Raw genomic sequence first — 22257 nt, forward strand, 5'->3', positions numbered from 1 at the left:
CCCACGCTAGAAGGTCTCGCTCGGGTTGACCCGGGGGCGGCCCCGGACCGGGCGCGTGTACGTCCGCGCGACACACGGCGGGATGACCGCGCTCTCGTCGTGCGACCGGGCCCGGTACGCGCTCGGTGTCTCTCCGACCAGCTCGGTGAAGCGCGAGCTGAACGAGCCGAGCGAGGTGCAGCCGACCGCCAGACACACCTCGGTCACCGAGAGGTCGCCCCGCCGCAGCAGCGCCTTGGCCCGCTCGATGCGCCGGGTCATGAGATAGGCGTACGGCGTCTGCCCGTACGCCGCGCGGAAGCTGCGCTGGAAGTGGCCGGCCGACATCAGCGCGGTCCGCGCGAGCTCCGTGATGTCGAGCGGCTCGGCGTACTCCCGGTCCATCCGGTCCCGGGCCCGCCGCAGCCGCACCAGATCCTCCAGCTCCATCCGCCCAGCATCCCATGGCCCGCCCCGTCCATGAGCTCCCGCAGGACCGGAAAAGGGCCGCACCCGGCCCGCCATGGACGCCGTGGGAGGCGGTCCGCGGGGGCCGGGTGCGGTGGGGGGAGACGCTGCAGAACGTGAGGAATCGCAGGTCGGAAGGCGTGAAGGGTCAGGCCTTCTTGGTCTCCCAGAAGATCTTGTCGATCTGGGCGATGTAGTCCAGGGCCTTCTGGCCGGTGGCCGGGTCCGTGGAGCCCTTGGCGGCCGACAGGGCCTTCAGGGTGTCGTTGACCAGCTGGTGCAGCTCCGGGTACTTCTCGAAGTGCGGGGGCTTGAAGTAGTCGCTCCACAGCACGGAGACGTGGTGCTTCGCCAGCTCGGCGCGCTGCTCCTTGATGACCGTGGCGCGGGTCTGGAAGTGCGGGTCGTCGTTGCCGGCCATCTTCTCCTGGACGGCCTTCACCGACTCCGCCTCGATGCGGGCCTGGGCCGGGTCGTACACGCCGCAGGGCAGGTCGCAGTGGGCGCTGACCTTGACCTTGGGGGCAAACAGGCGGGAAAGCATGGAGCGTTTCCTTCCTCGTGATCGTCTTCTCACACTGGACATTACTCCGTGACGGACGGCTTTTCGCGGGTGCCCCCACGGGCTTAGGACAAAAGTCCGGGGTCAGACTGAGACTGGTGGAGGATGGAACCGGGGAGGTGCCGGGAGATGCCGGAGCTGTCGCAGGACGCCGAGCGGGCGAGGGCGCCGCTGCCCTTCGGGGTGGCCGAGGTGACCGGGCCGTCCATGGTGCCCACGCTGCACCACGGGGATCGGCTCCTGGTGCACTACGGCGCCCGTGTCAGGCGCGGTGACGTCATCGTGCTGCGGCATCCGTTCCAGCAGGACCTGCTGGTCGTCAAGCGGGCCGCCGAGCGGCGCGACGGCGGCTGGTGGGTGCTCGGGGACAACGCGTACGCGGGCGGGGACAGCACCGACTACGGGGTGGTGCCCGACGAACTGGTGCTCGGCCGGGTCCGCTTCCGTTACCGGCCGCGCAGTTCCGAGCGGCGGTCGCCGCTGGCGGTGGTGGCCTGGGCGTTGTCGGCGGCGCGGCCCGTGCTCTCCGGCCGGTCGGCCTCCAGGCGTTTGCGCGCCCGGTAGGCGGCCACGTTGGCACGGGTGGCGCAGCGGTCGGAGCAGTAGCGGCGGGAGCGGTTGGTCGAGGTGTCCAGGTAGGCGTTGCGGCAGGGCGCCGCCTGGCACAGGCCGAGTCGGTCCACGCCGTACTCCGTGAGGTGGAAGGCGAGGCCCATCGCGGCGATGGCGGCGTAGCCGGCGGTCGCGTTGGAGGGGTGGTCGGCCAGGTGCATGTGCCACAGCGGGCGGCCGTCGTCGTCGCGGAAGTCGTGGCCGGAGACCTGCGGGCTGACGGGGAACTCCAGCAGCAGCGAGTTCAGCAGGTCGACGGCGAGTGTCTCGTCGCCGCCGTCCGCCGCCTCGAACACCGAGCGGAGCCTGGCCCGGACCGAGCGGAACCGCGTCACATCGGCCTCGGTGGCGCGCCGGGCGGCCGACTGGTTCGCGCCGAACAGGTCGCGGACGGCCTCGACCGAGGTCAGCGTGTCCTTCCCCCGGGCCGGTTCCTCGGTGTTGACGAGGCGTACGGCATAGTCCGAGTAATAGGCCAGTTCCACTTGTAGTCCTTACGCAAGGGCTCTATGGTCGTGCATGCGGTCGGGTAACAGACGGTCGTGCTGCAAGGGTATTACGTGACGTAGGCGAGGGAGGGCTTCATGACGGACGCGCACACCACCACGGCCGGCGCCGACTGGCACGCCTGGCAGGAGAGCTGGGACCGGCAGCAGGAGTGGTACATGCCCGACCGCGAGGAGCGGTTCCGGGTCATGCTGGACATGGTCGAGGCGCTCGTCGGCACCGCCCCGCGCGTGCTGGACCTGGCCTGCGGCACCGGCAGCATCACCGCCCGGCTGCTCGCCCACTTCCCGGACGCCACCAGCACCGGCGTCGATCTCGACCCGGCGCTGCTCGCGATCGCCGAGGGCACCTTCGCGGGCGACGAGCGGGTCTCGTTCGTCACCTCCGACCTCAAGGACCCCGCGTGGACGCGGGAGCTGCCGTACGGCTCCTACGACGCCGTCCTGACCGCGACGGCCCTGCACTGGCTGCACCGGGAACCCCTCGCGGACCTCTACGGGCACATCGCGGGCCTGGTCCGCGACGGCGGTGTCTTCATGAACGCGGACCACATGATCGACGACTCGACGCCCCGGATCAACGCGGCGGAGCGGTCCCAGCGGCACGCCCGTATGGATCAGGCCACGTCGGACGGCGCCCTGGACTGGGCACAGTGGTGGCAGCTCGCCGCGAAGGACCCGGTCCTCGCCGGACCGACGGCCCGCCGGTTCGAGATCTACGGCGAGCACGCGGACGGCGACATGCCGTCGGCGGCGTGGCACGCGCGCGTGCTGCGCGAGAAGGGGTTCGGCGAGGCACGGCCGGTGTGGTGCTCGCCGTCGGACACCCTGCTGCTGGCGCTGAAGTAGCACACGGACGAAGGGGCGGTACGGAAGATCCGTACCGCCCCCTCGCCGTGCGCGGGACCGCGGTCAGAGCACCTTGGACAGGAACGACTTGGTGCGGTCGTGCTGCGGGTTGGTGAGCACCTCGCGCGGGTGGCCGGACTCGACCACCACGCCGTCGTCCATGAACACCAGCGAGTCGCCCACCTCCCGGGCGAAGCCCATCTCATGGGTGACGACGATCATCGTCATGCCGTCCTCGGCGAGGTCGCGCATGACGTCGAGGACCTCGCCGACGAGCTCCGGGTCGAGCGCCGAGGTGGGCTCGTCGAAGAGCATCAGCTTGGGCTGCATCGCCAGCGCCCGGGCGATGGCGACGCGCTGCTGCTGACCGCCGGAGAGCTGGGCGGGGTAGTGGCCCCGGCGGTCGCCGAGACCGACCCGGTCCAGCAGCCGCTCCGCACGCTCCCGGGCCACGGCCTTGGTCTCCCGCTTGACCTGGACCGGAGCCTCCATGACGTTCTCCAGCGCCGTCATGTGGGGGAAGAGGTTGAAGCGCTGGAACACCATGCCGATGTCCCGCCGCTGCGCCGCGACCTCCTTCTCCTTGAGCTCGTAGAGCTTGTCGCCCTTCTGCCGGTAGCCGACCAGTTCACCGTCGACGGACAGCCGCCCGGCGCTGATCTTCTCCAGATGGTTGATGCACCGCAGGAACGTGGACTTGCCGGAACCGGACGGGCCGATCAGGCAGAACACCTCCCGCGCGTTCACCTCCAGGTCGATGCCCTTGAGGATGTGCGCGAGACCGAAGGACTTGTGCACGCCCTCCGCCTTGACCATCGGCTGACCGCTCGGGACGCTCACGACGTCCTTGCTGATCTTGCTCATCGGGTCACCTCCGGGCGGCCGAAGGAGTTGAACAGGCGGAGGTTCTTCTTCAGGCGCTGCAGCGGCGTCGGCGGCAGGTTACGCGTCGAACCGCGGGCGTAACGGCGCTCCAGGTAGTACTGGCCGACGCTGAAGACGCTGGTGAGGGCCAGGTACCAGATGGACGCCACGAAGTACATCTCGACCACCGCCAGCGAGGTGCTGGAGACGTCGGTGGACCGCTTGATGAGCTCGTTGAACTGCACCGCGTAGGCGAGCGACGAGGTCTTGAGCATGTTGATGAACTCGTTGCCCGTCGGCGGCACGATCACCCGCATCGCCTGCGGCAGCACCACCCGGCGCAGCGTCTTGGACTGGGTCATGCCCAGGGCGTGGGACGCCTCCGTCTGCCCCTCGTCGACGGACTGGATGCCCGCGCGGACGATCTCGGACATGTACGCGGCCTCGTTGAGGCCCAGACCCAGCAGTGCCGCCAGGAACGGCGTCATCACCTGGTTCATCTCGTCCTTGTAGAACCCCAGGTTGAGGACGGGGAACACCAGCGCGATGTTGTACCAGATGAGCAGCTGGACCAGGACCGGCGTGCCGCGGAAGAACCAGACGTAGAAGTAGGCCACCGTGCTGGTGACCGGGTTGGACGACATCCGCATGACCGCGAGGATCACGCCCAGGACGAGACCCAGCACCATGGCCAGCACGGAGATGTACAGCGTGTGCCAGGCGCCGGACAGGATCGTCCCGTCCGTGAGGTAGTCGGGGATGATGCCGTAGTTGATGTTGGCGTTCGAGAAGGCGATCCCGATCAGCACCAGGATGGCGATGACCACCGCGCCGGCCACCCAGCGGCCGTAGTGGCGCACCGGGATCGCCTTGATCTGCTCCGGCGGCACCGATGGCGCCGGAGTCTTGTCCACCGTGTCTGTCACAGCGACTGCCCTTCAGTGTTGCCGAGGTTCAGGAACCGCCGTTGATCTTCGCCTCGGTCACCGCACCGTCCGTGACGTTCCACTTCTCGAGGATCTTGGTGTACTCGCCGTTCTCGATGATGGCGTTCATGGCCGCCTGGAGGGCGTCCCGCAGCTGGGTGTCCTGCTTGCTGACGCCGATGCCGTACGGGCCGGCCTCGATCTGCTCGCCGACGACCTCGAAGTCCTTGCCGCCGCCCGAGGTCTTGGCGTTGTAGGCCGCGACCGGGAAGTCGTTGAGGTCGGCGACGGACGCGCCCTGCTTCAGACGCAGCAGCGCCTCGGGGTCGGTGTCGTAGGTCTGCAGCTTGATGGCGGGCTTGCCGTCGTCGGTGCACTTCTTGTTCTGCGCGTTGGCGATGCCCTCGGAGGTGGTGCCGCGCTGCAGCGCGACCACCTGGCCGCAGAGGTCGTCCAGGGACTTGATGCCCTTGGGGTTGCCCTTCTGAACGAGGATCGACGTACCGGCGGTGAAGTAGTCGACGAAGTCGATGCCGTCGCCGGCCTTCTTGCCGGTGTCCGAGTCGATGCCGTTCTGGCGGTCCTTGGTGTCGTTCATCGCGGACATGATCACGTTGAAGCGGTCGGACTGCAGACCCACGATGAGCTGGTCGAACTTGCCGTTCTGGAAGTCGAACTTCACCCCGAGCTGCTTGCCGAGGGCCTCGGCGATGTCGGGGTCGATGCCGACGGCCTTGCCGTCCTTCATGAACTCGACCGGCGGGTACGCGATGTCGGAGCCCACCTTGATGACGCCCGCCTTGCGGATGTCGGCCGGGAGCTTGTCGGCGAGCGGCGCGTTGGACGAGTCGGCGGTGTTGCTGTCGCTGCTGCTCTTGTCCGTCTGGTCACCGCAGCCGGTGAGAATCAGTGCGCCTGCGACCGCGATCGCGCCGACCGCTGCAATCCGGGAGCGTGCGGCGGTGGTACGACGGGTGGTGCTTGCGGTCATGGTGGGTTCCTCCGGCGGATGGGTGGAGTTGCCGATGGGGCCGGCGACTGCCTGGACGGCATCGCCGCGGGTCGACGAGAGCACACGCCTTCGAGTGTCGCGACCTCGTGTGATTACCGCATCTTGCCATTCGGACTGCGCCACTCAGGGGGGCGGCGATGTCAAAATCGGATAACAGGTGGCACTCGAACCGGCCCAATCCGCTCCACCATGGCCGGACAGGTTGCGGGAATCCTCCATTCTGGCCGGAAGATCTTCGGCTGGACCCGTGCTATGGCCGTGGCCGCCGTGGCCTTTGCTGTGATTGTGGGCTTGCTGGGAGTTCCTCGAGGCCTTGTCCTGTTATCAGGCGATGGTTCAGGGTGTCGGCATGTGACCTTCGCGTTATGGACTCGTCGCCGACGGCGTCCGTCCGGTAAGAAGGTTCTTTACACCCCTCATCCGGGGCTCAGGGCGCGTGTGCGGCGCGCCCGTCGTGTTTGGCCCGAACGCATCAACCCTCCGGGCCTTGCGCGGTCCCGCCCACCCCTCACCAGGAGTGGCAACCCTCAAACCATGAACAATTAAGGGGTAAAACCAAGTGGCAGCGGAGATTGTCAATCCTCGCAGCGACAGCGAAAGCCGGAACGGTCTTACGGAGCACGAGAGCGGGGCAGAGCCCCTCGACTCCTTCGACCCGGCGTTCGCGCTGCACCGCGGCGGCAAGATGGCTGTGCAGGCCACCGTGCCGGTCCGCGACAAGGACGATCTGTCCCTGGCTTACACGCCCGGGGTCGCGAAGGTGTGCAGCGCGATCGCCGAGCAGCCGGAACTCGTCCACGACTACACGTGGAAGTCGCAGGTCGTCGCCGTCGTGACGGACGGTACGGCCGTGCTCGGCCTCGGGGGCATCGGTCCCGAGGCGTCCCTCCCGGTGATGGAGGGCAAGGCCATCCTCTTCAAGCAGTTCGGCGGTGTGGACGCGGTGCCGATCGCCCTCGCCTGCACCGACGTCGACGAGATCGTCGAGACCGTGGTCCGGCTCGCGCCGTCCTTCGGCGGAGTGAACCTGGAGGACATTTCGGCACCCCGGTGCTTCGAGATCGAGCGCCGGCTGCAGGAGCGGCTGGACATCCCGGTCTTCCACGACGACCAGCACGGCACGGCGGTCGTGTCGCTGGCGGCGCTGCGGAACGCGGCGCGGCTGAGCGGGCGCACGCTGGGCGAGCTGCGGGCCGTGATCTCGGGCGCGGGCGCCGCGGGCGTCGCCATCGCCAAGATGCTGGTGGAGGCCGGCATCGGGGATGTCGCCGTGGCCGACCGCAAGGGCGTCGTGTCGCGCGACCGCGACGACCTCACGCCGATCAAGGCGGAGCTGGCGTCGTTCACCAACAAGGCCGGTCTCTCGGGGCCGCTGGAGTCGGCGCTGGCCGGGGCCGACGTGTTCATCGGTGTCTCCGGCGGCACGGTGCCGGAGTCGGCGGTGGCGTCGATGGCCGAGGGCGCGTTCGTCTTCGCCATGGCCAACCCCGACCCCGAGGTGCACCCGGAGGTCGCGCACAAGTACGCGGCCGTCGTGGCCACCGGGCGGTCGGACTTCCCGAACCAGATCAACAACGTGCTGGCCTTCCCCGGGATCTTCGCGGGTGCCCTGCAGGTGCGGGCCTCCCGGATCACCGAGGGGATGAAGCTGGCGGCGGCCGAGGCGCTGGCCTCGGTGGTCGGCGACGATCTCGCCGCCGACTACGTCATCCCGTCCCCGTTCGACGAGCGGGTCGCCCCCGCGGTGACGGCGGCCGTGGCCGCGGCCGCCCGGGCGGAGGGTGTCGCCCGCCGCTGAGGCGCACAGGCTTCCCCGTCGGCCCCGTCCCCGCGGACGGGGCCGACGGCGTTGGCGCGTGGCAAGAGGGTGTGTGTCACAGCGGGGCCCGGTTCCCCCGGCGGGGCGGGGAACCTATCGTCAAGGTCATGTTCGCTGTCTACGCCGCCCGAATCGACCGCGACCAGCCGCTCAACGGTCTGGAGCTGGGGGAGCGCCCCGCTCCCGAGGCCCGGCCCGGCTGGAGCACCGTCACGGTCAAGGCCGCCTCCCTCAACCACCATGACCTCTGGTCCCTGCGGGGCGTCGGCCTCGCGGAGGACAAGCTGCCGATGATCCTCGGCTGCGACGCCGCCGGTGTCGACGCGGACGGCAACGAGGTCGTCCTGCACTCGGTGATCGGACAGAGCGGTCACGGAGTGGGGCCCAAGGAGCCGCGGTCCATCCTGACCGAGCGCTACCAGGGCACCTTCGCCGGGCAGGTCGCCGTACCCACCTGGAACATCCTGCCCAAGCCGAAGGAGCTCTCCTTCGAGGAGGCCGCCTGTCTGCCGACCGCCTGGCTGACGGCTTACCGGATGCTGTTCACCAATGCCGGGGTCCGGCCCGGTGACTCCGTACTGGTGCAGGGCGCCGGGGGCGGTGTCGCGACCGCCGCCATCGTGCTCGGCAAGGCCGCGGGGCTGCGGGTCTTCGCCACCAGCCGGGACGAGGCCAAGCGCAAGCGGGCGCTGGAGCTCGGCGCCGTGGAGGCGGTGGAGCCCGGGGCGCGGCTGCCGCAGCGGGTCGACGCCGTCATCGAGACGGTGGGCGCCGCCACCTGGTCCCACTCCGTGAAGTCGCTGCGCCCCGGCGGCACGCTGGTGATCTCCGGAGCCACCAGCGGTGACCGCCCCTCGCACGCCGAGCTGACCCGCGTCTTCTTCCTGGAGCTCAGGATCGTCGGTTCGACGATGGGGACCAAGGACGAACTGGAGGACCTGCTCTCCTTCTGCGCCGCCACGGGGGTGCGTCCCGTCATCGACGAGGTGCTGCCGATGGACCGCGCCCGGGAGGGCTTCGAACGGATGGAGGCCGGGGGGCAGTTCGGGAAGATCGTGCTCACCGGTTCCTGAGGAGCGGGAAGCGCGTCGACGGCCGGTCCGGGTCTCCGGGCCGGCCGTCGGCATGTCAACCGGAGTTGACGTCAGTGGTATGTCAATGTACGTTGACAATATGACTGATGCAACCGACCTCGCCGAGCGGGCGGGCGACGGCGACCCGCGGGTCGGCCTGCGGGCCGTCGCCGCGCTGCGCCGGCTGCTGGAGCGACTGGAGACCGTGCAGGTGCGCCAAGCGCGTCGGCAGGGCTGGTCGTGGCAGGAGATCGCCACCGAGCTCGGGGACAGCAGGCAGGCCGTGCACAAGAAGTACGGGAGGCAGTGATGTTCGAGCGGTTCAAGCAGGACGCCAGGGATGTGGTGAAGGGGGCGGTCGCCCAGGCGCAGCGGGCGGGTGCGCACAGCGTGGGCACCGAGCATCTGCTGCTGGCCCTGCTCGACAGTGAGGGAAGCAGGGCCTCCTTCGCGCTGAGCGTACTCGCCGAGCGGCGGGAGCCGGTCCGGGCGGCGCTGGAACAGGCGCGGCGGCGGGGCGGACTGACCCAGGCCGAGACCGACGCCCTCGCCGGGCTGGGGATCGACGTGCCGGAGGTCGTCGCCCGGGTGGAGGAGGCGCACGGGGCCGACGCCCTGTCCCGCGGCGGGAAGGACGGTGTCCGGTGGCCGGGGCACCGTCCCTTCGAGCAGGGGGCCAAGGACGTCCTGACCGGGGCCCTGCGCGCCGCCACCGCCCGCAGGGACCGTCACATCGGCGACGAGCACATCCTGCTCGCCCTCACCGTCCGCCCCGGCGTCCCCGCCGAGGTCCTCGCCGACCACGGGGTGACGTACGAGTCCGTGACGCGGGTGCTCTACGGCAACGGCGGACAGGCCAAGGCGGGCTGACGACGGCTCAGGCCTTCGGGGCGCGCAATATCGCCCCGATGTGCGCCGCCGCCGTCGACAGGTGGCGGCGGGCGTCGCGGAGCTGGTCCCCGGTGACGCCGTGGTCGCGGGCCGCGTCCCGGATGTCGTCCCGGAAGCGGTCCAGCAGCCGGTCCAGATCACGCGCCGGGTCACCGGTGGAGTCCGATGCGTCCTCGTGGGCCCACGCCGGGGCGTACTCGGCGGGGAAGTCCTCGGGCGTCCGGGAGTACGACGGCTCGGAGCCGGCACCGGAGGAGCCCGGGCCGGAGGCTCCCGTGCCGGTGCGGCCGAAACCGAAGTCCTTGCCGAACTCACCCATCCCCTTGGCCAGTTCCCCCAGGCCCTCGCGCAGCCCGGTCGGCCAGTCACCGCGGGCGAAGTGGTCCTGCACCTGTTCCTGGACCTGGCGCATGATCCGCTGCACCTCCTCCTGGGCCCTGTCCTGGGCCTCCTTGGCCTGGCGGCGGGCGCGCTGGGCCTCCTCGCGGGAGCGCCGGCTCTCGTCCTTGGCGCGCCGGGCCTGTTCCTTCCACTCCTGCTTGGCGCGGCGCATCTCCTCCTTGGCGGCGCGCCAGGCGTCCTTGTCGCCGAAGACCGCGAAGTCGCCCAGGCCACCCTCGTCGTCGGACGTGCCGGTGCCGGTACCGGTGCCGCGGGACTGGCGGGCCTTGCCGGCGGCGGCCCGCATCTCGCGGCGCAGATCGCCCGCCGCGCCGCTGACGTCGGCCCGGATCTCGGCGGCCAGTTCGGCGACCGATTCCCGGATCTCCAGCTCCAGATCGGCCAGTTCGCCGCTGCGGTCGGCCAGCTCGGCCCGGCCCGCGTCCGTGATGGAGTACACCTTGCGGCCGCCCTCGGTGGTGTGGGTGACCAGGCCCTCCGCCTCCAGTTTGGCCAGCCGCGGGTAGACCGTGCCCGCGGAGGGCGCGTACAGCCCCTGGAAGCGCTCTTCCAGCAGGCGGATCACCTCGTAACCGTGACGCGGTGCCTCGTCCAGCAGCTTCAGCAGATACAGGCGGAGGCGTCCGTGGGCGAAGACGGGGGGCATGTCAGAGCACCTTCTTGTCGGTCGTACCGGCGTTGTCTCCCGTGCCGTCCCGAGGGTCCGGCTGGTCCTCACCGGGCGGGCGGCGCAGCAGGGCGATGGAGCCGGAGACGGTGGTGGCGCGCAGCTTGCCGCTGCCCGTGCCCAGACGGCCGGTGAGCTTGTGGGCGCCCCACTGGCCCTGCACACGGAGGTTGTCGAAGGCGTTGGAGATCGCGCCGCTGGCGGTGTTGGCCTCGACCTCCGCGTCCGCCGGGTCGGGCAGTCGGATGGCGATCTCGCCCGAGACGCTGGTCAGCTTCACGTCGGTGGGGCCGTCGGTGTCCAGGTCCACGATCATGGAACCGCTGACCGTGTCCGCCCGTACGGAGGAGCCGGAGCCCTCGACGACGGTGAGGTCGCCGGAGACGGAGGCGAAGCGGAGGTCGCCGGTGAGGGCCTGGGCCTCCACGTTCCCCGACACGGTGTCCGCGCGGACCGGCCCCGAGAGGGCGACGAGGGTGGTGTCGCCCGCGACGCCCTTCACGGCGGCGGGACCCCGGATGCCGGAGACGACGGCGGCGGCGCCGACCACGCCGACCTCGACGCGGGTCCGTGCCGGTACGGCCAGGGAGACGACCGCGCTGCGACGCCAGCCCTTGCGGTCCAGCCACTTGAGGAAGCCCTTCCAGGGCAGGTCCTCGTAGGCCACCGTGAGGGTGCCGTCCTTGTGGGTCACCACCAGGGGTGGTCCGTCTATCTCGGAGACCTCCAGGCGGGCGGAACTCTCGTCGGTCCCCACCACGTTCACCGTTCCGTTGACGATGCGTACGTGGAGTTCGGTCACGGGGGCGTCGAAGGTGAGCTTTGTGGGCTCCGCCACGGACGACTCGGGCATGGTGACGACCTCCTGGGAACGGGCGTACCCCGACGACGCGCCATATCGCGTCTTTCGTGATTCACGATATATCGCGGCAGGGGAAAGTCAAGACACTCGTTCGGGGGATCCGTCGGCTGGGATGGGGAGCGCGCCGAGGTGATGTGCACTGGTGCTGGTGCTGGTGCTGGTGCTGGTGCTGGTGCTGGTGCTGGTGCTGGTGCTGGCACCTCCCAGGCCTTTCAGCACTGGGGGAGGCACGACTGCCCGCGGGAGCGCCGGGAGCGGCAGGACTGCCCGCAGTTACCGCCTACTCGTCGTCCTCGTCGTCCAGGCGGGCGAGCCAGGTGGCCAGGCGTTCCACCGGGACCTCGAAGTCGGGGTTGAGGTCGACGAACGTCCTCAGCTGCTCGGCCAGCCACTCGAATGTGACTTCCTCCTCGCCGCGCCGCTTCTCCAGTTCCTCGATGCCACGGTCCGTGAAGTACATGAGGACAAGGATATGTGCCGGAAAACGGGGCGGGCCGCACCCCCCGTGAGAGGGGTGCGGCCCGCGCGCGTACTGCCGCCGGTCAGGCCTCGAAGACCTCGCGCACCAGCTGCTCCTGCTCGGCCTGGTGGCGCTTCGCGGAGCCGACCGCCGGGGACGAGCCGTGCGGCCGCGAGATGCGGCGCAGACGCTCGTCGTGCGGCAGATCGGCGCCGACCGCCAGGTCGAGGTGGTCGATCAGGTTGAGCGCGATGAACGGCCAGGCACCCTGGTTCGCCGGCTCCTCCTGGGCCCACAGGTACTTCTCGGCGTTCGGGTACTTCTTGATCTCCGCCTGGAGCTCCGCACCCGGAAGCGGGTACAGGCGCTCGATGCGGATGATCGCCGTGTCCGTCGCGCCGCGCTTCTGCCGCTCGGCCTCGAGGTCGTAGTAGACCTTGCCGGCCGTGAAGACGACCTTCTTGACCGCGGCCGGGTCGACCGAGGCGTCGCCGATCACCGGGCGGAACTGGCCCGTGGTGAACTCCTCCGCCTTCGAGGCCGCGGCCTTCAGGCGCAGCATCGACTTCGGGGTGAAGACGACCAGCGGCTTGTGGTGCGGGTTGTGCACCTGCCACCGCAGGAGGTGGAAGTAGTTCGACGGCGAGGTCGGCATCGCGACCGTCATGTTGTTCTGCGCGCAGAGCTGCAGGAACCGCTCCGGACGGGCCGAGGAGTGGTCCGGGCCCTGGCCCTCGTAGCCGTGCGGGAGGAGCAGGACCACACCGGAGGTCTGGGCCCACTTCTGCTCCGCCGACGAGATGAACTCGTCCACGACCGTCTGCGCGCCGTTCACGAAGTCGCCGAACTGCGCCTCCCACAGCACGAGCGCGTCGGGACGGGCCAGCGAGTAGCCGTACTCGAAGCCCATCGCCGCGTACTCGGACAGCAGGGAGTTGTAGACGTTCAGCCGCGACTGGTCCTCGGAGAGGTACTGCAGCGGGGTGTACTCGTCGCCCGTGCTGCGGTCGATGATGACCGCGTGACGCTGGCCGAAGGTGCCGCGCTGGGAGTCCTGGCCCGCGAGGCGTACCGGGACGCCCTCGAGGAGCAGCGAGCCGAACGCGAGGGTCTCGCCCATGCCCCAGTCGATCGTGCCGTCCTCGACCATCGACGCCCGGCGCTGCAGCTGCGGCAGCAGACGCGGGTGGACGGTGATGTGGTCGGGGATGTTCACCTGGGACTCGGCGATCCGCTTGACCACCTCCGTGGTGACCGCGGTGTTCACGGCGACCGGGAACTCCGCCTGCGGCTCCGAGGGCTCGACCGTCGTCGGCTGGGAGGTGGCTTCACGGACCTCCGTGAAGACCTTCTCCAGCTGACCCTGGTAGTCCTGCAGCGCCTGCTCGGCCTCTTCCAGGGTGATGTCGCCGCGACCGATGAGGGACTCGGTGTAGAGCTTGCGCACCGAGCGCTTCTTGTCGATCAGGTCGTACATCAGCGGCTGGGTGAAGGCCGGGTTGTCCGACTCGTTGTGACCGCGGCGGCGGTAGCAGATGAGGTCGATCACCACGTCCTTGTTGAACGCCTGGCGGAACTCGAAGGCCAGGCGCGCGACGCGCACGACCGCCTCCGGGTCGTCGCCGTTCACGTGGAAGATCGGCGCCTCGATCATGCGGGCCACGTCGGTGGCGTACATCGACGAGCGCGACGACTCCGGGGCGGCGGTGAAGCCGACCTGGTTGTTGATCACGACGTGGACCGTGCCGCCGGTGCGGTAGCCGCGCAGTTGCGACATGTTCAGGGTCTCGGCCACCACGCCCTGGCCCGCGAAGGCCGCGTCGCCGTGGATGGCCACCGGCAGGACGGTGAAGTCCGTGCCGCCCTTGCCGATGATGTCCTGCTTGGCGCGGGCGACGCCCTCGAGGACCGGGTCCACCGCCTCCAGGTGCGAGGGGTTGGCGACCAGCGAGACCTTGATCTGCTCGCCGTCCAGGCCGGTGAAGGTGCCCTCGGCGCCCAGGTGGTACTTCACGTCGCCGGAGCCGTGCATCGACTTCGGGTCGAGGTTCCCCTCGAACTCGCGGAAGATCTGCGCGTACGACTTGCCGACGATGTTGGCCAGCACGTTCAGCCGGCCGCGGTGGGCCATGCCGATGACGACCTCGTCCAGACGCGACTCGGCGGCCGAGTCCAGCACCGCGTCGAGCAGCGGGATGACGGACTCGCCGCCCTCCAGGGAGAAGCGCTTCTGGCCGACGTACTTGGTCTGCAGGAAGGTCTCGAAGGCCTCCGCCGCGTTCAGCCGGCGCAGGATGCGCAGCTGCTCCTCGCGCTCCGGCTTGGTGTGCGAGCGCTCGATGCGGTCCTGGATCCACTTGCGCTGCTTGGGGTCCTGGATGTGCATGAACTCGACGCCGGTGGTGCGGCAGTACGAGTCGCGCAGCACGCCCAGGATGTCGCGCAGCTTCATCAGGGACTTGCCGGCGAAGCCGCCGACGGCGAACTCGCGCTCCAGGTCCCACAGGGTGAGGCCGTGCTCGACGATGTCCAGGTCGGGGTGCTTGCGCTGCTTGTACTCCAGCGGGTCGGTGTCGGCCATGACGTGGCCGCGGACCCGGTAGGAGTGGATCAGGTCGAAGACCCGCGCGGCCTTGGTGACGTCGTCGTCGTGGGAGGCGTCGATGTCCTTGAGCCAGCGGACCGGCTCGTAGGGGATGCGCAGCGCCTCGAAGATCTCGTCGTAGAAGCCGTTCTCGCCGAGGAGGAGGTTCGCGACCGAGCGGAGGAACTCGCCGGAGGCGGCGCCCTGGATCACCCGGTGGTCGTAGGTCGACGTGAGCGTCATGACCTTGGAGATGCCGAGCTTGTTCAGGGTGTCCTGGCTGGTGCCCTGGAACTCCGCCGGGTAGTCCATCGAGCCGACGCCCAGGATCACCGACTGGCCGGGCATCAGGCGCGGCACGGAGTGGACGGTGCCGAGGCCGCCGGGGTTGGTCAGGGAGACCGTGACGCCGGTGAAGTCGTCCATCGTCAGCTTGTTGTCGCGGGCACGACGGACGATGTCCTCGTAGGCCTGCCAGAACTCGAAGAAGTTCAGCGTCTCGGCCTTCTTGATCGCCGCGACGACCAGCTGGCGGTCGCCGTTGGGCTTGACCAGGTCGATGGCCAGACCGAGGTTGACGTGCTCCGGCTTGACCAGGGTCGGCTTGCCGTCCACGCGGGCGAACGAGTGGTTCATCGACGGCATGGCCTTGATGGCCTGCACCATGGCGTAGCCGATGAGGTGCGTGAAGGAGATCTTCCCGCCGCGCGCCCGCTTGAGGTGGTTGTTGATGACGATGCGGTTGTCGAACAGCAGCTTCACCGGGACCGCGCGCACGGACGTGGCCGTGGGCAGCTCCAGGGAGGCGTCCATGTTCTTCGCCACGGCGGCGGACGGACCGCGCAGGGTCACCTGCTCGGGGCCGGTCTTCGCCTCGCCGGCGGGCTCCGCCTTGGGAGCCGGCTTCGCGGCGGGCGCGGCGGCCTGCGCCGGCGCGGCGGCCTGCGCCGGGGCCTTGGCGGCGGCCGGCCGGGCGGCGGGTGCCGGTGCCGCGGCAGCGGGCCGCGCGGCCGCAGGGGCGGGCGCGGCGGGCTGGGCCGCGGGGGTGGTGGTTCCCGCGGCCCCCGCGGCCGCGGTACCCGCCGGAGCCGAGGTCGCAGGCGCGCCCGGCTTGTAGTCGGCGAAGAAGTCCCACCAGGCTCGGTCCACCGAGTTCGGGTCCTGGAGGTACTGCTGGTAGATCTCGTCGACGAGCCATTCGTTGGCACCGAAGGCCGCAGCGGGGTTCTTGCCCGCTTGGTCGGTGTCGGTCGAGATGCTCGAGTTACTGGGGGACTGTGGCGACACGGCGTCAACCGCCCTCTTCCGCTTCGCAAGATGATGGACAGCGGAAATAAAGGCTACGCCCCCCGGAGCGAGAAGGTCAGGCCGGGCCCGTTCATCGTCGTGTAAGTCACATCCCCACGCGTGTTTCGGCGCGGGAAATGGCGGGAAACAAGCGAGGTTCCGGTACTTCCGGTGGCATCGGGCATCGCTCGGCCACGGCCTGGCGCGCGGTGCGCGCGGGCCTGTGCCTGATCACACGTGTCCGTCAGCGCCGACACGTTTGGATCTTGCGGCTCCGCTTCGAACTTTACGTCAACTTGGTACGGATGGTGCTCCCGGAAGAGTGATCAGAATCCGGCAGCCCCGCTCGGATTCGGCCACTCCGATCCGGCCGCCGTGCAGATCGACGGCCCAGCGGGCGATCGCCAGGCCGAGACCCGTGCCGCCGTCGCTGCCCGGCCCGTGCGGGCGGTTGACGTTGCCGCGGTTGAACCGCTCGAAGACCCGCCGCCACTCCGTCCGCGGAATGCCCGGGCCCTCGTCCAGCACCTCGAGCTCCAGCGAGTCCGGCTGGGCGCCGCGCCGCGCCCGGACCGTCACACGGCCGTGCGGCGGGCTGTGCTTGACCGCGTTGTCGATGAGATTGGCGACGACCTGGTGGATGCGCTCGGGGTCGGCGTGCGCGGTGAGCTCGGGCGGCGACACGTCGAGGTGCAGATGTACGTCCGTCCGGGTGTGGCTGCCGGATCCGGAGGCCATGCCCGCGCGGGCCGAGGAGACCATGTTGGCCTCCTTGAGCACGCCCGACAGATACGGCCACACCTCGAACCGGCGCTTCTTCAGCGGGACGACCCCGTTGTCCAGGCGGGACAGGTCCAGAAGCGTCTCCACCAGGCGTCCGAGCCGCTCCGTCTGCTTCAGGGCCGTGCGCATCGTCTCGGGATCGGCCTCGGTGACGCCGTCGACGATGTTCTCCAGCACCGCGCGCAGGCCCGCGATCGGGGTGCGCAGCTCGTGCGAGACGTTGGCCACCAGCTCCTTGCGCTGGAGGTCCTGGGCCTCCAGCTCGTCGGCCATGACGTTGATCGTCTGGGCCAGGTCGCCCAGCTCGTCCCGCCGGTTCTCCCGCACCCGGCGGGTGTAGTCGCCGTGCGAGATGGACCGGGCCACGGCGTTCATGTCGTCCAGCGGCGCGGTGAGCGAGTGCGCCACGAACTGCGTGATGAGCAGCGTGGCGATCATCGAGAAGACCGTGATGAAGCGCAGCTCCGTCTTGGTGTGCACCGCGATCACGGACAGTCCCGTGGTGATCAGCACGGAGACGACGACCAGCGCACCCAGCTTGGTCTTGATCGAGAACGGGCGTACACCGCCCCAGGGCTGTGCACCCCCGGGGCCTCTGCGTCCGGCCGGACCCTCGCTCATGGCGTCGGCGTCTCCAGGGCGTAGCCCACGCCGTGCACGGTGCGGATGCGCTCGGCGCCGATCTTCCGGCGCAGCGCCTTGATGTGGCTGTCCACGGTCCGGGTGCCGGAGGCGTCCGCCCAGTCCCAGACCTCGGCCAGCAGCTGCTCACGGGAGAGCACCGCGCGGGGCGTGTTCGCCAGGCACACCAGGAGGTCGAACTCGGTGGGCGTCAGATGCACGTCCTCGCTGCGCACGCGCACCCTGCGCTGCGCGTGGTCGATCTCCAGCTCGCCCAGCCGCAGGATGCCGCTGCGCGGGGTGGTGGCGGCGAGCGCCGCGCGCTCCATGCGGCGCAGCAGCACATGCACGCGGGCCGCCAGCTCCCGCATGGAGAACGGTTTGGTCATGTAGTCGTCGGCGCCGACGCCCAGCCCGACCAGCATGTCGGTCTCGTCGTCCCGCGCGGTGAGCATCAGCACGGGCACAGGACGCTGGGCCTGCACGCGGCGGCAGACCTCCAGGCCGTCGAAGCCCGGCAGCATGATGTCGAGGATCAGCAGGTCGGGCTGCCAGGCCTCCGCCGTGTCGACCGCGGACGGGCCGTCGCTCGCCGTTTGCACCAGGAATCCCTCGGCGCGAAGGCGGGTCGCGATGGCGTCCACGATCGTCGCATCGTCCTCGACCACCAGGACCCGGCGCTGCGCGCCGGGGGTGGTCGTCGCCGTGCCGTTGTGGGAGGTGTGTGTCTGCTCCATCGCCCGCCCCTGAGGTGTGCTTTTTCCGGAATCCGTGGGGTGATCCGTCGTCTGCGCATCACTGCGATTGACGCTTGAATGATCGGCGTCAGGGCAGCAGCGTACGGGGATTCACCGTGGCTTTGCTATCCAGGGCGGACGCCGATGTGCACGACGTCCGGAACGCCCCGGGCAACGGGGATCTCTTCGGTACGCACCTGTCGGAACCCGGCATTCCGCAAGGTTCCCTCGAATTCCGGGGAGGGCTTTGCGGACCAGACCGCGAGCACTCCGCGCGGTTTCAACACCCTTGCGCAGGCTGCCAGTCCGGCCGGTGAATAGAGCCCTTCATTGTCCTCGGTGACGGTCCAGTCGGGCCCGTTGTCGATATCGAGGCACAGCGCGTCGAACGTGTCGGACGTCTCAGCGAGGTAACGGACGAGGTCCGCCTCGACGATCTTCGTGCGGGGGTCGGCCAGGGCTCGCGCGGAGAGCCCGGTCAGCGGCCCCGCGCGGTGCCACTCGATGATGGCCGGTTCGCGCTCCACCACGGTGATCCCTCCCCAGCGTGACTGGCCGGCGGCGTGTGCGAGCGAGAAGCCGACCCCGAGACCGCCGATCAGGACCCGCGGGTGAGCCGTGCGCTCGCCGAGGGCGGCCAGGGCCGCGTCGACGAGCCGCCGTTCCGAACGGCCGTCGGAGGTGTCCATCAGGAAGCAGCCGTTGGCGATGATCTGCAGCAGGCCGCCGTGCCTGCGCAGTACGACCTCGCCGTACGGGCCCTCGCGGCGGTCCAGGACTTCGGGGGCTTCGGGAATGTCGTACGGGGTGGGCATGCGTTCATCCTGACAGCCGTGTTTCCGTGCCGTTCACGGTCCTTCAGGGCCCCGGGACGGTGATCGCTCAGAGCGAACGGAGCACCGGGAACATTCGGCGGCTCCCCTGCATTGAGTCGGCATAGCTCAACTTGACTGCCGAAGGGGAGATCATGGCTGCTGAGTCCACACCGCTCGCCCTGCCTGTGCTGCCGCTCGACGACGAGGTCGTGCTGCCCGGGATGGTGGTACCGCTGGACCTGAGCGATTCCGAGGTGCGCGCCGCGGTGGAGGCCGCCCAGGCCGCCGCCCGTACCGAACCGGGAAAGCCACGAGTGCTCCTGGTGCCGCGCGTCGACGGGACCTACGCCGGTACCGGTGTGCTGGGCACGGTCGAGCAGGTCGGCAGGCTGGCCGACGGTGACCCGGGCGCGCTGATCCGCGGCCGCGGCCGCGTGCGCATCGGCGCCGGGACCACCGGGCCGGGCGCCGCCCTGTGGGTGGAAGGCACCCGCATCGACGAGAGCGTGCCCGAGCCGCTGCCGGGGCACGTGACCGAGCTCGTCAAGGAGTACAAGGCGCTCGCCACGGCCTGGCTGCGCAAGCGCGGCGCCTGGCAGGTCGTCGACCGCGTCCAGGCCATCGACGACGTCTCCGCGCTCGCCGACAACTCCGGCTACTCGCCCTTCCTCACCACCGAACAGAAGACCGCCCTGCTGGAGGCCACCGACCCGGTGGCCCGGCTCAAGCTCGCCACGCAGCAGCTGCGCGACCACCTCGCCGAGCAGGACGTCGCCGAGACCATCGCCAAGGACGTCCAGGAGGGCGTCGACAAGCAGCAGCGCGAGTTCCTGCTGCGCCGCCAGCTGGAGGCCGTCCGCAAGGAGCTGCGCGAGCTGAACGGCGACCAGGAGGGCGAGGAGTCCGACGACTACCGCGCCCGCGTCGAGGCCGCCGACCTGCCCGAGAAGGTCCGCGAGGCCGCGCTCAAGGAGGTCGACAAGCTGGAGCGCTCCTCCGACCAGTCCCCGGAGGGGTCCTGGATCCGCACCTGGCTCGACACGGTCCTGGAGATGCCGTGGCGCGAGCGCACCGAGGACGCCTACGACATCCAGGGTGCCCAGGCCGTACTGGACGCCGAGCACTCGGGCCTGCAGGACGTGAAGGAGCGGATCACCGAGTACCTGGCGGTGCGCAAACGGCGCAGCGACCGGGGTCTGGGGGTCGTCGGCGGACGGCGCGGGGGTGCCGTACTGGCCCTCGTGGGCCCGCCCGGCGTCGGCAAGACCAGCCTCGGCGAGTCCGTCGCCCACGCGATGGGCCGCAAGTTCGTCCGCGTCGCCCTCGGCGGCGTCCGTGACGAGGCCGAGATCCGCGGCCACCGCCGCACGTACGTCGGCGCGCTGCCCGGCCGGATCGTCCGCGCGATCAAGGAGGCCGGTTCGATGAACCCGGTCGTCCTGCTGGACGAGATCGACAAGGTCGGCTCCGACTTCCGCGGCGACCCGGCCGCGGCCCTGCTGGAAGTCCTGGACCCGGCGCAGAACCACACCTTCCGTGACCACTACCTGGAGGTCGAGCTCGACCTGTCCGACGTGGTGTTCCTCGCGACGGCCAACGTCCTCGAAGCCATCCCCGAGGCCCTGCTGGACCGCATGGAGCTGGTCCGCCTCGACGGCTACACCGAGGACGAGAAGGTCGTCATCGCCCGCGACCACCTGCTCCCGCGCCAGCTGGAGCGTGCCGGACTGGCCGAGGACGAGGTCACGATCGACGAGGGCGCGCTGCGCAAGCTGGCCGGCGAGTACACGCGCGAGGCCGGTGTGCGCACCCTGGAGCGGTCCGTCGCGCGGCTGCTGCGCAAGATCGCGGCCCAGCACGAACTGGGCGCGCGGGAACTGCCCTTCACCGTGACCGAGGGTGACCTGCGGGACCTGATCGGCCGGCCGCACCACGTGCCCGAGTCCGCCCAGGACCCGGCCGAGCGCCGTACCGCCGTCCCCGGTGTCGCCACCGGTCTCGCGGTGACCGGCGCGGGCGGGGACGTCCTCTACGTCGAGGCCTCCCTGGCCGACCCGGAGACGGGCGCGTCCGGGCTGACCCTGACCGGCCAGCTGGGTGACGTGATGAAGGAGTCGGCGCAGATCGCGCTGAGCTTCCTGCGCAGCCACGGCGCCGAGCTGGAGCTCCCGGTCGGCGACCTCAAGGACCGGGGCGTGCACATCCACTTCCCGGCGGGTGCGGTGCCCAAGGACGGCCCGAGCGCGGGCGTCACCATGACCACCGCCCTGGCCTCGCTGCTCTCCGGCCGGCTGGTCCGTACGGACGTGGCGATGACCGGTGAGGTCTCGCTGACCGGGCGGGTGCTGCCGATCGGCGGGGTGAAGCAGAAGCTGCTCGCCGCGCACCGCGCGGGGATCACCACCGTGATCATCCCCAAGCGCAACGAGCCCGACCTGGACGACGTCCCGGCGGAGGTGCTGGACAAGCTCGACGTCCATGCCGTCACCGATGTCCGCCAGGTCCTGGAGCTGGCGCTGACGCCGGCCGTGAACGGCGCGGCGCCGGAGGTTCCGGTCGCCGTGTGACGGAGGTGGCCGGAGGGGAAGGCCCGGGTCCCGTGAGGGAGGCCCGGGCCTTCACCGTGCCCGCGCCGGTCGGCCGGGGCCGGTCAGCCTTGGGCGAAGGCCCGCACCCGGTCGACGGTGCCGTTGAAGCGGTCGTGGTCCCCGACGGTCGGACCGGTCGAGGTGTACTGCCACATCGTGTACGTCCCCCATCCGGCGGGCAGTTCGCCCACGGTGGAGGCGTACCGGGCGATCCACAGGGGAGTGGTGGCGGCGAAGCCGGCGTAGTTGCCGGTGCACTGCTTCCACCAGCTCGTGGCCGTGTAGATGACGGCGCTTCGCCCGGTGCGGGCCCGGTACTGGTTCAGGAAGTCACGGATCCAGCTCACCATGGAGCTCTGCGACTTGCCGTAGCAGGCGTCGCCGTACGGGTTCCACTCGATGTCCAGCACGCCCGGGAGGGTCCGTCCGTCGGCGGACCAGGCGCCGCCCCGGTCGACGAAGTAGTCGGCCTGGGCGGCGCCGCTCGCCGTGTCGGGCGTGGCGAAGTGGTACGCACCGCGGATCATGCCGACGTCGTAGGAGCCGTTGTACTGCTGGGAGTGGTACGGGTTGGTGTAGTACGTCCCCTCCGTGGCCTTGGCGTAGGCCCACCGGACCCCGCTCTTCCACAGCGTCGGCCAGGCGACGTTGCCCTGGTGACTGGAGACGTCCACGCCCTCCGTCTGGGTGGAGCGTGAGGTGGGCAGGCCGCCGCTGCCGTCGTGGGCGACGACGCCCATGCCCATGTGGGCGGAGCCGCGCGGGGGGACGGTCGGGGCGGATTCGGCCGCGCCGGCCGCGCGGGGGAGGGAGAGGACCGCGAGCAGGACCGCCCCGGCGGTCGCGAGCGCGGGTATGCGGGTGAGGCCGGATCTGTGCACAGGCATGAC

Annotated in this window: 21 protein-coding genes; 7 read left to right on the forward strand and 14 right to left on the reverse strand. The window is 70.2% G+C overall.

The genetic code is table 11. The annotated features are described in order from the left end of the window. Positions 1–6: 6 nt before the first annotated feature. Both ACZ44S_RS11220 and sodN read right to left on the reverse strand, forming a co-directional pair. On the reverse strand, positions 7–429 hold the full coding sequence (locus tag ACZ44S_RS11220; protein WP_466927074.1) for a helix-turn-helix transcriptional regulator: 423 nt from the start codon (positions 427–429) through the stop codon (positions 7–9). A gap of 166 nt (positions 430–595) precedes the next feature. Continuing rightward, on the reverse strand, positions 596–991 hold the full coding sequence (gene sodN / locus ACZ44S_RS11225) for a superoxide dismutase, Ni (protein WP_255952223.1): 396 nt from the start codon (positions 989–991) through the stop codon (positions 596–598). Positions 992–1138: 147 nt separating this feature from the next. On the opposite strand from sodN, the gene sodX reads away from it, so the two are divergent. Then, positions 1139–1573 (forward strand): nickel-type superoxide dismutase maturation protease, encoded by a 435-nt coding sequence (gene sodX, locus ACZ44S_RS11230; protein ID WP_466927078.1) that lies wholly within the window; start codon positions 1139–1141, stop codon positions 1571–1573. Here the strand turns inward: sodX and ACZ44S_RS11235 are convergent. After that, entirely contained in the window at positions 1456–2106 is a 651-nt protein-coding gene (locus tag ACZ44S_RS11235) for a CGNR zinc finger domain-containing protein (protein WP_466927080.1), read from the reverse strand. The genes sodX and ACZ44S_RS11235 overlap by 118 nt on opposite strands. Before the next feature lie 99 nt (positions 2107–2205). Here ACZ44S_RS11235 and ACZ44S_RS11240 point away from each other — a divergent pair, with 99 nt between their 5' ends. Next, entirely contained in the window at positions 2206–2976 is a 771-nt protein-coding gene (locus ACZ44S_RS11240) for a class I SAM-dependent methyltransferase (RefSeq protein WP_466927083.1), read from the forward strand. A gap of 63 nt (positions 2977–3039) precedes the next feature. Here ACZ44S_RS11240 and ACZ44S_RS11245 read toward each other — a convergent pair whose 3' ends face one another. From ACZ44S_RS11245 to ACZ44S_RS11255, 3 genes are read right to left on the reverse strand one after another with little or no spacing between them, the layout of a single operon-like run. After that, positions 3040–3840, reverse strand: a complete 801-nt coding sequence (locus ACZ44S_RS11245; protein ID WP_466927086.1) for an amino acid ABC transporter ATP-binding protein — start codon at positions 3838–3840, stop codon at positions 3040–3042. Further along, a complete protein-coding gene (locus ACZ44S_RS11250) occupies positions 3837–4766 on the reverse strand; it encodes an amino acid ABC transporter permease (protein WP_466927089.1) in 930 nt (309 codons plus the stop codon). Before ACZ44S_RS11250 ends, ACZ44S_RS11245 begins: the two co-directional genes overlap by 4 nt. Positions 4767–4794: 28 nt before the next feature. Continuing rightward, positions 4795–5757, reverse strand: coding sequence for an ABC transporter substrate-binding protein (locus ACZ44S_RS11255; protein WP_466927090.1), 963 nt, complete (start codon positions 5755–5757; stop codon positions 4795–4797). A 580-nt stretch (positions 5758–6337) separates the two neighbouring features. On the opposite strand from ACZ44S_RS11255, the gene ACZ44S_RS11260 reads away from it, so the two are divergent. From ACZ44S_RS11260 to ACZ44S_RS11275, 4 genes are all read left to right on the forward strand, one after another. Further along, entirely contained in the window at positions 6338–7576 is a 1239-nt protein-coding gene (locus ACZ44S_RS11260) for an NAD(P)-dependent malic enzyme (protein ID WP_466927092.1), read from the forward strand. A 128-nt stretch (positions 7577–7704) separates the two neighbouring features. Further along, on the forward strand, positions 7705–8670 hold the full coding sequence (locus tag ACZ44S_RS11265; RefSeq protein WP_466927095.1) for a zinc-binding dehydrogenase: 966 nt from the start codon (positions 7705–7707) through the stop codon (positions 8668–8670). A 100-nt stretch (positions 8671–8770) separates the two neighbouring features. Beyond that, positions 8771–8980 (forward strand): helix-turn-helix domain-containing protein, encoded by a 210-nt coding sequence (locus tag ACZ44S_RS11270; RefSeq protein ID WP_466927098.1) that lies wholly within the window; start codon positions 8771–8773, stop codon positions 8978–8980. After that, the gene (locus tag ACZ44S_RS11275; RefSeq protein ID WP_466927101.1) at positions 8980–9540 is read left to right on the forward strand and encodes a Clp protease N-terminal domain-containing protein; all 561 of its coding nucleotides are present in this window, start codon (positions 8980–8982) and stop codon (positions 9538–9540) included. Before ACZ44S_RS11270 ends, ACZ44S_RS11275 begins: the two co-directional genes overlap by 1 nt. Before the next feature lie 7 nt (positions 9541–9547). Here ACZ44S_RS11275 and ACZ44S_RS11280 read toward each other — a convergent pair whose 3' ends face one another. From ACZ44S_RS11280 to ACZ44S_RS11310, 7 genes are all read right to left on the reverse strand, one after another. Further along, positions 9548–10609 carry a helix-turn-helix transcriptional regulator gene (locus ACZ44S_RS11280; RefSeq protein WP_466927103.1) on the reverse strand — a complete coding sequence of 354 codons (1062 nt, stop codon included), beginning with the start codon at positions 10607–10609 and terminating at the stop codon, positions 9548–9550. Position 10610: 1 nt separating this feature from the next. Next, positions 10611–11483 (reverse strand): DUF4097 family beta strand repeat-containing protein, encoded by an 873-nt coding sequence (locus tag ACZ44S_RS11285; protein ID WP_466927105.1) that lies wholly within the window; start codon positions 11481–11483, stop codon positions 10611–10613. 289 nt (positions 11484–11772) lie between these two features. After that, positions 11773–11952 carry a DUF6104 family protein gene (locus tag ACZ44S_RS11290; protein WP_003992906.1) on the reverse strand — a complete coding sequence of 60 codons (180 nt, stop codon included), beginning with the start codon at positions 11950–11952 and terminating at the stop codon, positions 11773–11775. An 82-nt stretch (positions 11953–12034) separates the two neighbouring features. Continuing rightward, a complete protein-coding gene (locus tag ACZ44S_RS11295; RefSeq protein ID WP_466927108.1) occupies positions 12035–15823 on the reverse strand; it encodes a multifunctional oxoglutarate decarboxylase/oxoglutarate dehydrogenase thiamine pyrophosphate-binding subunit/dihydrolipoyllysine-residue succinyltransferase subunit in 3789 nt (1262 codons plus the stop codon). A gap of 291 nt (positions 15824–16114) precedes the next feature. Continuing rightward, positions 16115–17227: a HAMP domain-containing sensor histidine kinase gene (locus ACZ44S_RS11300; protein ID WP_466927110.1), complete on the reverse strand. Its 1113-nt coding sequence runs from the start codon at positions 17225–17227 to the stop codon at positions 16115–16117. Beyond that, positions 17224–17964, reverse strand: a complete 741-nt coding sequence (locus ACZ44S_RS11305; protein WP_125504251.1) for a response regulator transcription factor — start codon at positions 17962–17964, stop codon at positions 17224–17226. Before ACZ44S_RS11305 ends, ACZ44S_RS11300 begins: the two co-directional genes overlap by 4 nt. 125 nt (positions 17965–18089) lie before the next feature. Next, a complete protein-coding gene (locus tag ACZ44S_RS11310) occupies positions 18090–18779 on the reverse strand; it encodes a spermidine synthase family protein (protein WP_466927112.1) in 690 nt (229 codons plus the stop codon). A gap of 152 nt (positions 18780–18931) precedes the next feature. Between ACZ44S_RS11310 and lon the strand changes: the two genes are divergently transcribed. Beyond that, complete coding sequence (gene lon / locus ACZ44S_RS11315) at positions 18932–21346, forward strand: endopeptidase La (protein WP_466927115.1); 2415 nt, start codon at positions 18932–18934, stop codon at positions 21344–21346. A gap of 83 nt (positions 21347–21429) precedes the next feature. Here the strand turns inward: lon and ACZ44S_RS11320 are convergent, their stop codons facing one another. Then, entirely contained in the window at positions 21430–22254 is an 825-nt protein-coding gene (locus tag ACZ44S_RS11320; RefSeq protein WP_466927117.1) for a lysozyme, read from the reverse strand. Positions 22255–22257: the final 3 nt, after the last annotated feature.

The sequence above is a fragment of the Streptomyces malachitofuscus genome (assembly GCF_055571035.1).

What these genes read in the sequence shown, in the direction of transcription:
- ACZ44S_RS11220 (WP_466927074.1), bottom strand. Translation starts at nt 429, where the DNA reads ATGGAGCTGGAGGATCTGGTGCGGCTGCGGCGGGCCCGGGACCGGATG.
- sodN (WP_255952223.1), bottom strand. Translation starts at nt 991, where the DNA reads ATGCTTTCCCGCCTGTTTGCCCCCAAGGTCAAGGTCAGCGCCCACTGC.
- sodX (WP_466927078.1), top strand. Translation starts at nt 1,139, where the DNA reads ATGCCGGAGCTGTCGCAGGACGCCGAGCGGGCGAGGGCGCCGCTGCCC.
- ACZ44S_RS11240 (WP_466927083.1), top strand. Translation starts at nt 2,206, where the DNA reads ATGACGGACGCGCACACCACCACGGCCGGCGCCGACTGGCACGCCTGG.
- ACZ44S_RS11245 (WP_466927086.1), bottom strand. Translation starts at nt 3,840, where the DNA reads ATGAGCAAGATCAGCAAGGACGTCGTGAGCGTCCCGAGCGGTCAGCCG.
- ACZ44S_RS11255 (WP_466927090.1), bottom strand. Translation starts at nt 5,757, where the DNA reads ATGACCGCAAGCACCACCCGTCGTACCACCGCCGCACGCTCCCGGATT.
- ACZ44S_RS11265 (WP_466927095.1), top strand. Translation starts at nt 7,705, where the DNA reads ATGTTCGCTGTCTACGCCGCCCGAATCGACCGCGACCAGCCGCTCAAC.
- ACZ44S_RS11270 (WP_466927098.1), top strand. Translation starts at nt 8,771, where the DNA reads ATGACTGATGCAACCGACCTCGCCGAGCGGGCGGGCGACGGCGACCCG.
- ACZ44S_RS11275 (WP_466927101.1), top strand. Translation starts at nt 8,980, where the DNA reads ATGTTCGAGCGGTTCAAGCAGGACGCCAGGGATGTGGTGAAGGGGGCG.
- ACZ44S_RS11280 (WP_466927103.1), bottom strand. Translation starts at nt 10,609, where the DNA reads ATGCCCCCCGTCTTCGCCCACGGACGCCTCCGCCTGTATCTGCTGAAG.
- ACZ44S_RS11285 (WP_466927105.1), bottom strand. Translation starts at nt 11,483, where the DNA reads ATGCCCGAGTCGTCCGTGGCGGAGCCCACAAAGCTCACCTTCGACGCC.
- ACZ44S_RS11290 (WP_003992906.1), bottom strand. Translation starts at nt 11,952, where the DNA reads ATGTACTTCACGGACCGTGGCATCGAGGAACTGGAGAAGCGGCGCGGC.
- ACZ44S_RS11300 (WP_466927110.1), bottom strand. Translation starts at nt 17,227, where the DNA reads ATGAGCGAGGGTCCGGCCGGACGCAGAGGCCCCGGGGGTGCACAGCCC.
- ACZ44S_RS11305 (WP_125504251.1), bottom strand. Translation starts at nt 17,964, where the DNA reads ATGGAGCAGACACACACCTCCCACAACGGCACGGCGACGACCACCCCC.
- ACZ44S_RS11310 (WP_466927112.1), bottom strand. Translation starts at nt 18,779, where the DNA reads ATGCCCACCCCGTACGACATTCCCGAAGCCCCCGAAGTCCTGGACCGC.
- lon (WP_466927115.1), top strand. Translation starts at nt 18,932, where the DNA reads ATGGCTGCTGAGTCCACACCGCTCGCCCTGCCTGTGCTGCCGCTCGAC.
- ACZ44S_RS11320 (WP_466927117.1), bottom strand. Translation starts at nt 22,254, where the DNA reads ATGCCTGTGCACAGATCCGGCCTCACCCGCATACCCGCGCTCGCGACC.